A 14832-nucleotide genomic window follows, 5' to 3' on the forward strand; every position below is an offset into this window, starting at 1 on the left:
TAGCAGGACACCCATCTTATTTATATGCAGGAGGATGCAGTGGTAACATTGTGTCAGTAACAATGAAAATAACATCAGTAGCTTTACTATTCGCGCTCAGTGGCGCAGCGCAGGCCGCGGAAAATATTAACTTTCTGGCCTTTGGTGATGGCGGCTATCACCCAGATTATCCAAAAACAAAGCACATTAAATCGCCTAAAAATAAGGCTGAGTTTATTGCTGCTGAAAAGGCGGATTGGTTAGAAGAGCATCGCCCGCTCGAAGAGTTTAATCATGCGCCTATCTATGTTTATCCGGGAACCGAAACCGCAACGGAGGAAACCGGTGCGTTGGTGGTTGGACAGGCAATGGCCTCTTTGTGTGAGAAAAAGCCATGCGACTTTGCTATTCAGCTTGGTGATAACATCTACCCTGACGGTGCGGCCGCTAATGATGGCAAAGATGACCAAAAGCGTATGGATGACTTGATTCTAGGGCCGCTAAAGCCGCTACTTATTCAAAACCCAGAGTTGGTTGTGTACTCAGCATTAGGCAACCACGATTGGAAGACGTCTCGTCGCGGCGTGAAATTACAGACCGAATGGATGGCTAAGCAAGCTAATTTTCATATGGATGGCAAAGGTTATTACAGCTATACCTTTGGTGAAAAAGGCAATGACGTAGAATTTTTTGTACTCGATACCAATATGTTGCTCTCTGGTCAGCATTATTATGAAATTCCACTAAAACCGGACGGTAGTGAACAGGGATTGGCAAGTGCACTGGCAAGTGGTCAAGCCGAAGTTGAAGACATTGAAAAGCACGAGCAACCTGTCAATGGGGAAGATCACAGGCAATTAGCCTGGCTTGCAAATGGACTTAAAAGCTCAACCGCAAAATGGAAAATTGTATATGGGCACCATGTAATTTGGTCGATTGGTGGCACTAAATATGACGAAGCACATGTATTACGCCGCTTGATCTTACCCGAACTATGTGAGTACGCAGATGCATATATTGCAGGCCATGAGCATGATCTGGAACTGTTAACGGACGACTGCTCGCGTGTACTTCCCGGAAACACAAAGCCTAAGTTACCACTTATTATCAGTGGCGCCGCATCAAAAATGCGCGGTACGCATACACCGCTTGCTAACTATCAAGAAAAGCGTTACCCAGAGTACGACCTAGTCTGGAATAAAGCTTTTACTTGGGGCTTTGCACATATCGAACTAGACAACCAAAAAGACATGCTAAATGTGTCGTTTTACTCAACACCAAACGATTTAAGCGGTCAGCTGGTGCCAGAGCAAAGCTTTAGTTTTGCTCACCGCAGTGAGTGAGGAAGATATACCTGATTTTAGATAATAAGTGTAAATATTAGTGTGTTTTAACTTAATAACTGCTCATTGAGCCTATTGGTTACATGAGTAGTTACCTGTCATTTATAACAGTTATATGGACATCCCGTTTTAGGTACATTGTTGTCATCAACTTCATAAATAGCCAACTAAAGGATAAGTAATGAAATTAGCAACAATCGTAGGCTTTACTGCACTTTCAATGTCATATAATGCTCTGGCTTGCACGCCCTCAGGCTCATGGAGCTTTAATGGGCCTCGGCTTGCCCAAGCAGAAAAGAATTATGAGTACACGGTTAAGGTTCCTGCCGCAGATTTTTTTCAACGCGAAAAAATTGAAATTTATGTGAACAAGCAACTTCATGCAACCGAAAAGACCATTCCTATTAAGCAAACTCGTGACTTTACGCTGAACTTCCCATATGAGGGACGTAGCACAATTGAAGTCTACAAAGTTTCTGATTTTAACTGTGGTTCAATCAACGTAGACGTCAGACCTAACGTTAAACAGAATGTAAAAATCAAGAAAACTAAGCTGGGATCAGAAACTTACCCCAACGGTGTATCTGTAACTCGTTGGCGGTTTGATGCGTCTAAGCTGGGGGCGTATGGATACCAGCCAGGGACTGTAGAAATGAAATGGTTTACCCCTGTGCAGACTTTCAGAGATGGTCGCACCGAGGTGACGTATCGATATGCAGGTTCAGGGCCTAAACTAGATTTCACTGCTGAAAAGCTAAGAGATAACGAAAGTAACTGGGTGAGGCTTGAGTTCGTGTATAAAGAAAATAATGAACGTATCGCAGAAACTCTAGTTAGTTCATACTATGTTGAAAGTGATGTTTGGTGTGATCCTCATGGTGTTGAATTCTGTCAGATAACACCGTAGTAAGCGAGTTTTATCGTAGCTATTCTTAAATGAGTGCAAAAGAGTCGGCAAATCAGATTTTCTGAAGGCGCTCAGGCTCAATGTAGTAAGCCACCGATTTTAGTGGTGGCTTATTGTCCGCTGTTGTTTTAATTACGCTAATTGGTATTACTGCACTTTTTTGTTTTTAGGCCCATATAACATAAAGAATAGCCGGCCCATTAAAAAGATATTTATCAAAGCGATAGAAAGGGCGATTCTATCGTCCTTATCGCCTCTAAAGTTGGACAACAATTCAACGAGGATTAACAGACAAAACAATGTACTAATCAAGTTTATGCCCCAACCAGCGAACTTAGTGGTTTTGACAAGTTGCGTGTAATGGCTAAGTCTACCCATTATTGAGTGATATCCGAAAGTTATGCCTATCGCCATCATCATTAACCCCATTGCCGCCGGATCTCCTCTTCGATTTACGTTATACGCTTCAATGCACAATAACCCTACCGCAGTGATGATAGACAAAATGACAACAGTTCTAATTAAAAACTCAGCAACGGGATTTGGTTCTTTTTTGCTTGAAACTTGAGATCTTGTCATCGTAACTTGCTGTCCGTTACGTGTCACTTTCTGTGCGTGTTGCTGTTGATAGACTTGGCCATATTTGGGGGGCTGGTTTTGTACGTGAGCATCACTGAGTGCGCGAACAGGTGCCCCTTCGTCTAGAATGTGATCAACGCACTTATTAACTAATTTTTTTATTGTCACAAAAACTCCTTGTTATAGCGATTAATTCGCGTATTACCAAAATACTTTATCTAGTGGACGGTTATTTTTTAGGTCATAAAAAGGCGCTTGTTTTACTAAATCTTCACCTAATATTTGAATATGGTCTTGATGGTCAAGATAGGGGCTTTCTAGCGTTTCTTGCCAGCCTTTGTAAAATGAACTTGGTATGGGCTGAGTGGTATCCATAAAACGGTGGATTTCACTCCACAGCTGCACGCTGCAGTCCATATCCTTTGGCTCCCAATTGGTTGAATAAAGTGTCTGGCGCTTAAGTGTTTTTGGGTATCGCAGTGGGGCTAAAAACGCCAAGTTATGCCTCACACCTTTACCCGAGGAGACCTTTACAATATACAGTTCAACTTCATCAAGTGTTAACGAGAAGCTCCCTTCATTATTGCCAATGGGAAATGTGACGAGGCCGGTATTTCGGAAGAAGTCGACCCGTAGCACTTCAGAAGTATAGTGCTTAATTCTATGAACTCGATAAAAAACGAAGCTTGCAAACACCACTAACCCAATCATAAGGTAAAGAATATGAGGCTCAGACTCTTTTAGGTATACGGGGAGACAAACAAGCGCAAATATTGAGGCCATATAAGCAAAAACGATATTCGCAAGTTTCCCTGCTCGCGCAAAGTCAGCTCCGCCTAATGCGATACGTTGGTTCGATGAGAGCACGTTATTATCTTGCAAGACAAAGTCTGCTTTACTATTTACAGCCACTTTTTGCATGCCTTTACTAATGTTAAAGTCTCGTGGTATCGAGTACTCTATTTTTAGCAGCGGTGTTTCTTCTATTGGCCGATCATGCACTACCTTATCTACCGGAGCCGGAGGAGTTAACGTTTGCGTCTCCTTTTTGCCCTCAGTTTCCATAACCTTACTTACAATTTTTTGAAAACCTAAAGCGAGTAACGCCACCACTTTTTTCCGGATGCGGTTATGGGGAGGGCTGACTTCCTTGTGGTGTGCTTTCATCGTTTTACTGCTACCAAAATACTTTATCTAGTGGACGGTTATTTTTTAGGTCATAAAAAGGCGCTTGTTTTACTAAATCTTCACCTAATATTTGAATATGGTCTTGGTGGTCAAGGTAGGGACTTTCTATCGTTTCTTGCCAACCTTTATAAAACGAACTTGGTATGGGTTGAGTGGTATCCATAAAACGGTGGATTTCACTCCATAGCTGCACACTGTTGTCCATATCCTTTGGCTCCCAATCGGTTGAATAAAGTGTCTGGTGCTTGAGTGTTTTTGGGTATCGTAGTGGGGCTAAAAACGCCAAGTTATGCCTCACACCTTTACCCGAGGAGACCTTTACAATATACAGCTCAACTTCATCAAGTGTTAACGAGAAACTCCCTTCGTTATTGCCAGTGGGAAAAGTGACAAGGCCGGTATTTCGAAAGAAGTCGACCCGTAGCACTTCAGAAGTATAGTGTTTAACACGGTAAACATAGACAAACAGGGACAAAGCAAATGCCAGTAATCCTGTGGTGAGCCATAAATAAAAACTATCACCACTACCGAAATAAAAAATAATTGAAAGTAGCGCGATGATGGATGCCATATAGGCAAATACAATGTTTGCTAATTTACCAGCTCGTGAAAAATCGACACCACCAAGCGCTACTCGCTTATCAGAAGAAAAGAGGTTATTTTGTTGGACTGGTTGAGTCTGAGTAGATACCGCAGGACTCACCTTCAGCATCCCTTTACTAATGTTAAAGTCTCGTGGTGTCGAGTCCTCTATTTTTAGCAGGGGTGTTTCTTCTATTGGCCGATCATGCACTACCTTATCTACAGGTGCCGAAGGAGTTAACGTTTGCGTCTCCTTTTTACCCTCAGTTTCCATAACCTTACTTACAATTTTTTGAAGACCTAAAGCGAGTAACGCCACCACATTTTTCCAACTGCGGTTATGGGGAGGGCTGACTTCCTTGTGGTGTGCTTTCATTGTTTTATTGCTACCAAATCACTTTGTCTAACGGACGGTCGTTTTCTAAATCGTAAAAAGGGGCTTGTTTTACTAAATCTTCGCCTAATATGATTATTTTATCTTGCTCCGTAAAGTCACTGCTTTCGATTACCTCTTGCCAGCCTTTGTAAAAGGATGCAGGTATAGGTTGTGTGTTATCCATAAAACGATGGACTTCACTCCACAGCTCCATGCTATCTTCTAAGTCTCTTGGCTCCCAGTCGACAGGGTACATAGGTTGATGGCGAAGGCGTTTGGGGTAGCGCTTTGGTACCAAATAGGCCATGTTAAACTGCACCCCTCTGCCTGCAGAAACTTTACCGATGTACAAATCAACTTCTTCTAACGCTAACGAAAAGGTACTAACATTGTTACCAATGGGAAAGGTAACAAGGCCACTATGGCGAAAGAAATCAACACGGAGTACTTCGGCTGAAGTGCGTTTTACGTAGCCAACATGAATGAAGATCGGGATGGCGATGCTCAGCAATACAGCAATGACCTTGATGTAAACGACTTCTCTGGTAGCAAGATAAAAATATAAGGTGATAAATGCACATATTGTTGCCATGTACGCAAAAGCTGCATTTGAAAGCTTATCGATACGATCAAGGTCAACACTCATCAATTTAATATCTCTGCTGGAGGCCATTAGGTTATTTTGCGAAAGCAAGAATCGACTGTTTAGCTGAACTGGTACTTGCTCAAATCCCCCCTTTACCTTTTTACGTCTTGGAACTGAGTCTGCTATTGGTAGTAGCGGAGTTTCTTCCACTGGCCGACCAAAATTAAAGGGTGGTAAATTGTCCTCTGTATGCTCTTTTAGTTCTTTAGGTGCTACCTCAGTTTCCATGACCTTACTTACAATTTTTTGAAAACCTAAAGCGAGCAAGGCCACCACTTTTTTCCAACTGCGGTTATGGGTAGGGCTGACTTCCTTGTGGTGTGCTTTCATTGTTTTATTGCTACCAAATCACTTTGTCTAACGGACGGTCGTTTTCTAAATCGTAAAAAGGGGCTTGTTTTACTAAATCTTCGCCTAATATGATTATTTTATCTTGCTCCGTAAAGTCACTGCTTTCGATTACCTCTTGCCAGCCTTTGTAAAAGGATGCAGGTATAGGTTGTGTGTTATCCATAAAACGATGGACTTCACTCCACAGCTCCATGCTATCTTCTAAGTCTCTTGGCTCCCAGTCGACAGGGTACATAGGTTGATGGCGAAGGCGTTTGGGGTAGCGCTTTGGTACCAAATAGGCCATGTTAAACTGCACCCCTCTGCCTGCAGAAACTTTACCGATGTACAAATCAACTTCTTCTAACGCTAACGAAAAGGTACTAACATTGTTACCAATGGGAAAGGTAACAAGGCCACTATGGCGAAAGAAATCAACACGGAGTACCTCCGCTGAGTTACGCGCTACGTAAGATACATGGCAGAATACAAAAGCTGCAAAAGTGCATAAGCTAACACCTGTCCATAAAAGGCTGTAGTCTCCTGTGTTGTAAAATGTGAGATACGCGAGAAAAGCAAAAGCCAGCGCTAAGTATGCAAAAGCTGCATTCGAAAGTTTATCAATACGATCAAGGTCAACACTCACCAGCTTGATATCTTTGTTTGAGGCCATTAGATTATTTTGCGCGAGTAAGAAGCGGCTGTTTAACTGCGCTGGCACTCGCTCAAATCCTCCCTTTACTTTTTGACGTCTTGGTACTGAGTCTGCTATTGGTAGTAACGGAGTTTCTTCCACCGGCCGACCAAAATTAAAGGGTGGTAAATTGTCTTCTGTATGCTCTTTTATCTCTTTAGGTGCTTTGGGCGCTACCTCGGTTTCCATCACTTTACTTAGTGCTTTTTTGAGTAAAATAGCAGTTAGGGCTGTAAACGTTTTTAGATTTTCTCTCATTATTTGACCTTCTAGTTTAATAGCCTTTGTAGCAACCCAGCAGCACTTAAACCATAGTCATCGATCTCTACCTCTACGGTTTGTTCACTCCAAAGCCGTGCTTCTGTAATATTGCCATCTTGATCGCGCTCTGGAGCTGGTAATCTAAACTCTTGACTCGAGTTTGGGCTAATGGTTTTGCCCTTCCCAAGCGGGTACTTCTTGCAGCGCATACGAAGCTCTAACTTTGTGCAGTTTAGCTTGTCAAAATAAGGGTAAAGCGCGGTTTCATCGAATTGCAACTGAAACCCGGTAAATTGAGGACTAACGGTAATTTTGACATGCTCCCAGAAGTGATCGAGTGCCGTAGTAGTTTGCCCCTTTGCTGCTGTACTCAGCAATGATTGCCATGGTTTATTAGAGGCAACGGGTTTAATATCAAACTCAAGATCTAAATAACTTAGCTGAGATTCTGGAATATGCCCTGGAACCTGCATATTAAAATTTACGATATGAAATTTACCACGTTTTGATATTTTATCAGCAACACGTGAAAAGGTATTGAGCTGCATCACTTGAGATTCAGCCATAATAGTTGGGGCAAATAGTGCGTCATGCAGTGCATGCAGAGCATATTCCGGGTGAGTTTGCCAAGAATAAGTTGAGTTGTCGTCCAGCGTGTTCTTTTCGCCACCTTCAAAGGCATTTTTACCCCAAGGGCAGACGGTTAACCAGTTTTTGAGCGGATCTTTATGTATTAAATAGAGAATACCGTAGCCTATAAGCACTGCTATCAGGCAAAAGATGCTCACTCTGCCAAATTGTAACATAACTGCTGTGCGGGAATATTTAGCCAACACCATAGGCAGGCTATCAATGGCCATCCCCGCGAAGCCTGCTGATACAAGCAAGTTTCCTGTGGTTGCCCACACATCGCCTCGCTTATAGGCATAGTAAGCATCAAAAGCAGATATGGTCGCACTATATGCTGAGGCGAATAAGTTTAACCTACTCGTCCATTTCATTAACGACGCTTTACTCGAAAAGGTTGGCCCATATTTTTGTTGTGCACTATGACTTCCAAAAACACGCCTATGGTGTTCAAAGGCGGCATATTGCCTTGGGCTTGGCAAACCGGATCGTGTTTGTGTTATAGCAGATAGTGTTGAGAAGTGAATTGCAGCCAAATCAGATACTACCCCACCACCATCAATAAAGCTTCTTACAGAATCGAAATTGTTATTAGAAAAAACCAGCCTCACATTTGCAATTTCAAAGATATACAAAGCGCCTAATATACCCACCATTCCTCTTTTTAGCGACTGGCTGGATGCGGCCTCGGTAACGACTTTATTTTGCCATTTCTCTAGGTTTGCTGTTCGCTCTGCGAGATTTTTGATAGTCGTGTGTTGGGTTTCTAACTCGGTTGAATAGTGTTTTGCATTTTGTACTGTGTCGTCATAAATTTGCTTTGCCCTTGCTGCTGAAGCTTCAGCAGACAAATCGGCACCAGTTGCTTTAACCAAATAGGCAATGACTTTCTCTTTACTTTCAATAAAGGTGGTTGTTTGTGCTCTATCTAACGATTGAATTAGAAGTTCAAGGCGTTTATTCAAGTTTAAAACATCTTCCAGAGACACCTTATGGCTGGCGCCTCCGTATTTTATATTGACGTTTCGCTTTCTGTTCGCTCGTATCACCTGGTTTAATTCTTTCACTTGCTTCTCGGCAGAAAGCTGGCGAGATTTGGGGTCAAGCGGCATGTAACCTTTAGGAAAGTTACCATTTATATAATCGGAGACCCTCATTTCGACTTCAACAAGGTGCCCAGGTGTTGAGATATCTACTAATCGCATCAGAGGCTGTAATACATCCGCTTTTGCATCAATCAATTTTGCAAAAGGGTATTTGTGCCATGCATTGTTGACCTTTACGAAGGTAGATACTTGTTTTTGAGCCCGTGTAACCGACGCTTTTGCTGCAGCAAACTTGGTCTCAAGGCGTTGTAATCGTGCTCTTTCAACTTGTATCTTTGCGTCTAATTCTGCAGCTTTGAGCTGATGCTCTTCAGGAGTCAAACGCGATAGTTCAGACTTTCGTTGTTCATACTCAGCTTCTTTTTTTGTCAGCTCATCAAGCGCTTCATCTCTTGCAAGTTCGGCCTCTTTCAGTGCTTTTTGAGTTTGTTCATACTGCTGTTGAGTCGCGTTTGTGGCTGCTTTAGTCGCGGATTTTTGTTGGCCTAACGTCCCTTCGTGACTCGAAAGTTTATGGGCGATATCGGGGATCTCAAATACGCTAACGGCTAAACCAAAAATCACCTGAGAAAGCCGCCTGCCTAATTGTTCTCCTTCATTCCAATCTATTAATTCCTCTTGTTTATGGATCTTTTCGATTTTTGCGCTCGCAAGCTTAAGCTCAAAGCGGTTAAAGTCACGCTTTTCGTATTCACTTAGCTTATTTCCCATAGGTTTTGGAAATAAAAACTGCGCAATTTCTTTTCCTGGTTTACTTGGGTGTTGATCTAGACATTGCAGAATAAAGTCTTGTCCTCGGTGGCCGCTACTTAGCGTGTGCCAAAACTCTTTGTCTCTATTAATTTGGGCTATTTGTGCTGCCGGATGGGGCTTCAAAACCAAAAATAAATCGGTGAGTAAGTCATAGGCTTCAAAAAACCTTAAGTCAGTTTGATGCGCATAATCTTTAAAGCACTCGGTAAATCCAGCGGCTAACGATTCTTGATCGAGAAAGTTAATGAGTTCATCAGTGAGCTCCGCTATATTTTCTGCAAGTTCTCGAAATGTTTTTTCCTGCAAAAACTCAAAAAAGGCCTCTTCATCTAAGCATTCTGTTCGCCACTCTTTAAGTTTGTTGGCAAAGTCGATGGCGTCTTCATCCGATTCGACTAGTTTTTCACCAGATGACTGTAGTTCTATGTCTTTATCTAAAACGGCATCTGTTTGCAGATAGAAAGTTTGCAGCATGTAAACTGCAAGTTCGTATTTATTACGTTGCTGATAGTCGATTTCACCTGTTTCGCTGTTTACACCAGAAAGGTGGTTCATAAGCGCTTCAATTTCAACCACCAAATTTTGAATTTTCACCACATACATTCGAGCCACATGGATCCCGTCAAAAATCGGCACTTGGGCGATTTTATCGCGCTCTGGAAGGTGCAGTTTTTGATGAAGTGTCGGGGTGTTAACTACTTTGCCTTGGTCGTTATAGCCTGTGGCAAACTGCCCTAAGTTATCCAGCTTAGTCATGCGCTGTGCTCTGAGCGCTGCTGCACCTTCTGGGGCAGGGCAATGTCTTTCTTCGTCAGCGAGTGGCGTGCCGGTATTTAAACGCGGATCCTGCTCATTAAAACCGCCAAACAACAAGATCTGCTCCCATGACCACTGCACTTCAGACCATGCGATTTCTACGCTTACTTCGTTACCATTTAGTTTATGCGGGACGAGAATGCTGCTGGTTGGCTTACAGGTTGCTGCACGTGTGCCTTGCGGTCGTGAGTTAGGCTTATTGGCCGACTTTTTCCAACTTAAAAAACCTTTTTGCCAATACAAATTCACATCTGAGAATAGCGCCGGGGCATCAAAGTCTTCAGGCTCGATAACTTGTAGTTCACGCCATAAATAGCCATCGACATAAATATAGATAAATCCGCTGGTTACTGGAGAGGCTGATTGTAGTTGCTGCTCTGGCGTGTCGTATAAAAATGGATAAATGTGCACCAGCTCAATGTCGGCATCGCTGCTTTGTTGGTCTACTGTGTTTGAAGTGTAAAGGGGGACCTTATAATAGCCTTCTTTCGTGCCATCAACCGAGGTGTCTTTGAGCATCAAAGAGACCACTTCTTTGTCGCTTGCATAGCCCTCAAAAACAAGTTCTCTAAAATTATTGTTAGCATTGGTTTTGGTTGGTAAAGTGTGGCTCATCCTATCTTCACCTCTTCATCGCTAGGTTTGCTACTGCCCGACACTTTTATATTGATCTTATTCGTACCATCTTGGCTTAGTGGCTCTGCGCCAAGCACTACATCAAGGCCTGCAGGAGTGGCACCACCGGGCTGGTTCAATGGTGCGGGGGGCGTGTTTTTATTATTAGATACCATTAAATCTCCCTGCCTAACCGCCGGTTTTCCCTCGATGTAAACATCAAAGCTGCCTTGCAGAAACTCCGCTTTTTTACCCAATGTTCGACTAGCGATACCTTTTTTATTACCGGGTTGGTCTCCCGTACTTTTTGAAAAGTTAGACTTGATATTGGCCGCACCGTTACCTTGAATTTTTACTGAACTGGCAACGCTTGCGGCGTCTGATGAGCGGGCGATGTTGCCATAAGGAATAGGCACAACCACTTTGCCTATCTTAGTCAAACAAACGTCTACTGTGCTTAACACACCGCCGCTGCCGCTATGCACAGCGGTTCTACCGTTAATGAGAACGTTCGCGTTTGACACGATAGACGCTTGTCTGGCTTCGGCTTCAAAATCTCTGGCAACATCGCTCTCTGTTCCTACTTGCCAACCCAGCTTAAGGGTTACCAAATCTAAGAATGCTTGTGGGTCACTAATTGGCAGATTAACATCCATTCCCGTTATTGGCTCAATATGCGGTAGAACAGCCGTTTGGTTTTGTTCATCCCATTGTGGTGGGTCGATGATGTAGTCAGGAATAAACGCATTGACCATTTGGCCTAAGGTAAAATCGCCGTATTTGGCTCTTTCGATTTCTTCTAAAAAAGCTTGCTCTCCTGCAGCACGGTCGGGAAATATGGCAATATGATAGGCTTGTCCAAGCGCTTGATTTCGCTTTGCACTAATATTCAATGGCAGTAAGGCTGGATTGTTGTGTCGCCAAGAAGCTGAACCTGAGGTTCGTAATTTGGCAGTTTGCGCGTCGACATTGTATTGCACGCTCTGGGCTTCGTTGCCTGCACCGGCGCCGATAAAGCTCATTGTGTTGTCCTTAAATTATTCCTTTAGTCGCAGTTTTATTGATTTTACCTAATACAAACGGCGTAATTTTTCCGCATTGTCTGCGCTTTGTCAAAGTGGGCATTATTGTGAGCGTTTATTAACGTGAGCTGTATAAAACAATTGCGAGTGGCAATGAAGGAGGAAGTGAGCGGATAAACCACCTTACCAATGCAAAGTGGTTTGGGTCGACTTGGATTGATAACTTCTGGGAGATAGTCAGCTAGGCAAAGCTTTCGTTGATGAGTTCTGCGCTATAGCCAGCATTGCCAATAATAGCGATAATCTCGTCTTCTCCTTTGGTGCTTGAAATTTCAACGATTTTATCATCTAGGCGGACATCTACTTGCGCTTGGCTATCAGCTGCTTGCATTGCTTCTGTGATTGCTTTTACACAGTGACCACAGACCATTTTTTCTACTCTTAGTCTCAACATCATTATTTCCTTTGTGGATTAAAGAGTTTGCACTGTGAAGCTTCCCTTGATGGTAAGGTCAACTAATATTTAACAACAAGCTTCTGTTAGATGAATGAACAATTTTGTTTGACCTTACCATGAGGGTAAGGGTTAGTGTCCAAAATGAGAATGAACGCGTTTGCGGAGATAGAAATGGACAAGGTAATAAAATTTAATGTATCGGGCATGACATGCGCCTCGTGCGTTGGCCGAGTTGAGAAAGCCCTAGAGAAAGTGTCTGGTGTTGTCAGTGCCAGTGTTAACCTAGCTTTGGAAGCGGTGTCTGTTGAAGGCAGTGCGGATGTATCGGCGTTGGTGAGTGCGGTAAAAGATGCAGGCTACAAGGTTAATACCAGTGAAGTGCAATATCAAGTTAAAGGCATGACTTGCGCGTCTTGTGTGAGCCGAGTGGAAAAGGCAGCGCAAGCATTACCGCAGGTAATTAAAGCCGAGGTCAATTTAGCGACTGAAAAGCTAACCTTAACTTTAGTGGCAGAGTTACCGTTCGCTGAAATAGAAGCCAAGCTTAACGACGCCGGTTACACTGTGGTACAGCCACAAGCAGCCCCTGATGAGTTAAACGAACAAGTTGCAGCAACTCCCTTTTATCGCGCTGACTGGTTCCCGGCAGTGGCGTCACTGACGCTCACCTTACCTATGGTGTTACCCATGTTTGCCATGCTGTTTAACCAAAACTGGATGCTCCCGGCATGGATGCAATGGGCACTGGCAACACCTGTTCAGTTTTATTTTGGTGCGCGTTTTTATCGTGCCGGATGGGGAGCAATAAAAGCGGGGACGGGGAATATGGATTTGCTGGTGGCCATCGGCACCAGTGCAGCGTATGGCCTGTCGCTGTATTTGTGGTGGACATTCAGCGGTGAGCATGGCGCTCCGCATTTATACTTCGAAAGCAGCAGTGCCGTGCTGAGTTTGGTGCTGTTGGGCAAGTATCTTGAACACCGAGCCAAGCGACGTACAACCAGCGCTCTTAAAGCGCTTGAAAGCTTAAGGCCAACATCGGCTATGGTCTGGCGTGATAACAATTGGCAAGAAGTCCCAGCTGCGGCAGTAAAAAGTGGCGAACGACTATTGATCAAACCTGGTGAGCGTATACCGGTTGACGGCGTTGTAGTTGAAGGTCACTCACAGGTAGATGAAGCGCTTATCAGCGGTGAAAGCGTGCCTGTTTATAAAGCACAAACAGACAAAGTGACTGGTGGTTCGGTGAATCTTGATGGCGTGCTTGAAGTGGATGCAACCAGTGTTGGTGCGGAATCAACTTTGGCAAAAATTATTCGTTTGGTAGAACAAGCACAAGGCGCGAAAGCACCTGTGCAAGCGTTGGTGGATAAAGTGAGTGCGGTATTTGTACCTGCGGTATTGGTGATTGCGCTCATTACATTTTTTGCATGGGGGTTCAGCACAGGAGATTGGCCAACGGGTATTCTTAATGCGGTGGCGGTTCTTGTTATTGCTTGCCCGTGTGCGCTTGGTTTAGCAACACCTGCCGCGATTATGGCAGGTACTGGCACTGCCGCGCGCTATGGGATCTTAGTAAAAGATGCTGGTGCATTGGAGCAAGCAACGGCCATCGATATGGTAATTTTTGATAAAACGGGCACGCTTACGGTGGGCAAACCAGAGCTTAGCAATATGCACACTTTTACGTATCATCAAGACGATGTGTTACAGCTGGCGGCATCGTTACAGCAATACAGCGAACACCCGCTTGCCAAGGCTGTGGTCAATAAAGCACAAGAAAAGCAATTGTCATTACTTCCTGTTAGCGACTTTAAAGTGGTAGCGGGTAGAGGCGTTAAAGCACAATACCAAGATAAAACAGTCTATTTGGGGAGCGGTTTTTGGATGCAAGAGTTAGGCTTAACTTTGCCTGCGCTACCAGAAGAAATACCGGGCGCTTCTTTATCTTGGTTAGTGAGCCAAAATAGTGAACTGAGCTGCGAGTTTTTGGCGCTATTCTACTTTACTGACGAGCTTAAAGCTCATGCCTTTACAGCGGTTAAACAGCTTAAGCAGCAACGGATCAAAGTTGCAATGTTGACCGGAGACAGCCAAAGTAGTGCACAGTACAATGCTAAATTGCTGGAACTGGACGATTATAAAGCGCAAGTTCTGCCAGAGCACAAAGCTGAGTATATTGCTAATGCCCAACAGCAAGGTTACTGTGTGGCAATGGTCGGCGACGGGATCAATGATGCCCCAGCGCTGGCACAGGCTGATCTGGGTATCGCAATGGCAACAGGTACGGAAGTGGCGGTAAGCGCGTCGGCAATGACGTTGATGCGGGGCGAGCCAAGCTTGGTGGCATCTGCTTTAGCGATGGCAAAATTAACCTATCGCAAAATCAAGCAAAATCTATTTTGGGCATTTATCTTTAATGTCATTGGCATTCCATTGGCAGCACTGGGTTACCTTAATCCTATTTTTGCAGGTGCGGCGATGGCGGCCAGTAGTTTGCTAGTCATTAGCAATGCGTTGTTATTGCAACGTTGGCAACCAAAGGAGTAAA

Annotated in this window: 11 protein-coding genes; 3 read left to right on the forward strand and 8 right to left on the reverse strand. The window is 43.8% G+C overall.

From position 1 onward, the window contains the following. Window positions 1-62: 62 nt before the first annotated feature. Window positions 63-1322, forward strand: coding sequence for a metallophosphoesterase (locus CWC29_RS21400; RefSeq protein ID WP_138524393.1), 1260 nt, complete (start codon window positions 63-65; stop codon window positions 1320-1322). A 181-nt stretch (window positions 1323-1503) separates the two neighbouring features. Next, a complete protein-coding gene (locus tag CWC29_RS21405) occupies window positions 1504-2229 on the forward strand; it encodes a hypothetical protein (protein ID WP_128727392.1) in 726 nt (241 codons plus the stop codon). Window positions 2230-2376: 147 nt separating this feature from the next. Here the strand turns inward: CWC29_RS21405 and CWC29_RS21410 are convergent, their stop codons facing one another. From CWC29_RS21410 to CWC29_RS21445, 8 genes are all read right to left on the reverse strand, one after another. Then, entirely contained in the window at window positions 2377-2976 is a 600-nt protein-coding gene (locus tag CWC29_RS21410; protein ID WP_138524394.1) for a hypothetical protein, read from the reverse strand. A gap of 33 nt (window positions 2977-3009) precedes the next feature. Next, on the reverse strand, window positions 3010-3975 hold the full coding sequence (locus CWC29_RS21415; RefSeq protein ID WP_138524395.1) for a hypothetical protein: 966 nt from the start codon (window positions 3973-3975) through the stop codon (window positions 3010-3012). Between the two features lie 10 nt (window positions 3976-3985). Next, window positions 3986-4954 carry a hypothetical protein gene (locus tag CWC29_RS21420; RefSeq protein ID WP_167815464.1) on the reverse strand — a complete coding sequence of 323 codons (969 nt, stop codon included), beginning with the start codon at window positions 4952-4954 and terminating at the stop codon, window positions 3986-3988. Between the two features lie 10 nt (window positions 4955-4964). Continuing rightward, entirely contained in the window at window positions 4965-5930 is a 966-nt protein-coding gene (locus CWC29_RS21425) for a hypothetical protein (protein ID WP_167815465.1), read from the reverse strand. A 10-nt stretch (window positions 5931-5940) separates the two neighbouring features. Continuing rightward, window positions 5941-6882, reverse strand: a complete 942-nt coding sequence (locus tag CWC29_RS21430) for a hypothetical protein (RefSeq protein ID WP_167815466.1) — start codon at window positions 6880-6882, stop codon at window positions 5941-5943. Between the two features lie 11 nt (window positions 6883-6893). Beyond that, window positions 6894-10802 (reverse strand): hypothetical protein, encoded by a 3909-nt coding sequence (locus tag CWC29_RS21435; RefSeq protein ID WP_138524896.1) that lies wholly within the window; start codon window positions 10800-10802, stop codon window positions 6894-6896. Further along, a complete protein-coding gene (locus CWC29_RS21440; RefSeq protein WP_128727388.1) occupies window positions 10799-11824 on the reverse strand; it encodes a DUF4150 domain-containing protein in 1026 nt (341 codons plus the stop codon). Before CWC29_RS21440 ends, CWC29_RS21435 begins: the two co-directional genes overlap by 4 nt. A gap of 241 nt (window positions 11825-12065) precedes the next feature. Next, the gene (locus CWC29_RS21445) at window positions 12066-12281 is read right to left on the reverse strand and encodes a heavy-metal-associated domain-containing protein (protein WP_235956711.1); all 216 of its coding nucleotides are present in this window, start codon (window positions 12279-12281) and stop codon (window positions 12066-12068) included. Between the two features lie 171 nt (window positions 12282-12452). On the opposite strand from CWC29_RS21445, the gene CWC29_RS21450 reads away from it, so the two are divergent. After that, window positions 12453-14831, forward strand: a complete 2379-nt coding sequence (locus CWC29_RS21450) for a heavy metal translocating P-type ATPase (RefSeq protein ID WP_138524898.1) — start codon at window positions 12453-12455, stop codon at window positions 14829-14831. The last annotated feature ends 1 nt before the right edge of the window (window position 14832 follow it).

Source organism: Pseudoalteromonas galatheae (genome assembly GCF_005886105.2).
In the GTDB taxonomy this organism is placed as follows: Bacteria; Pseudomonadota; Gammaproteobacteria; order Enterobacterales; family Alteromonadaceae; genus Pseudoalteromonas; species Pseudoalteromonas galatheae.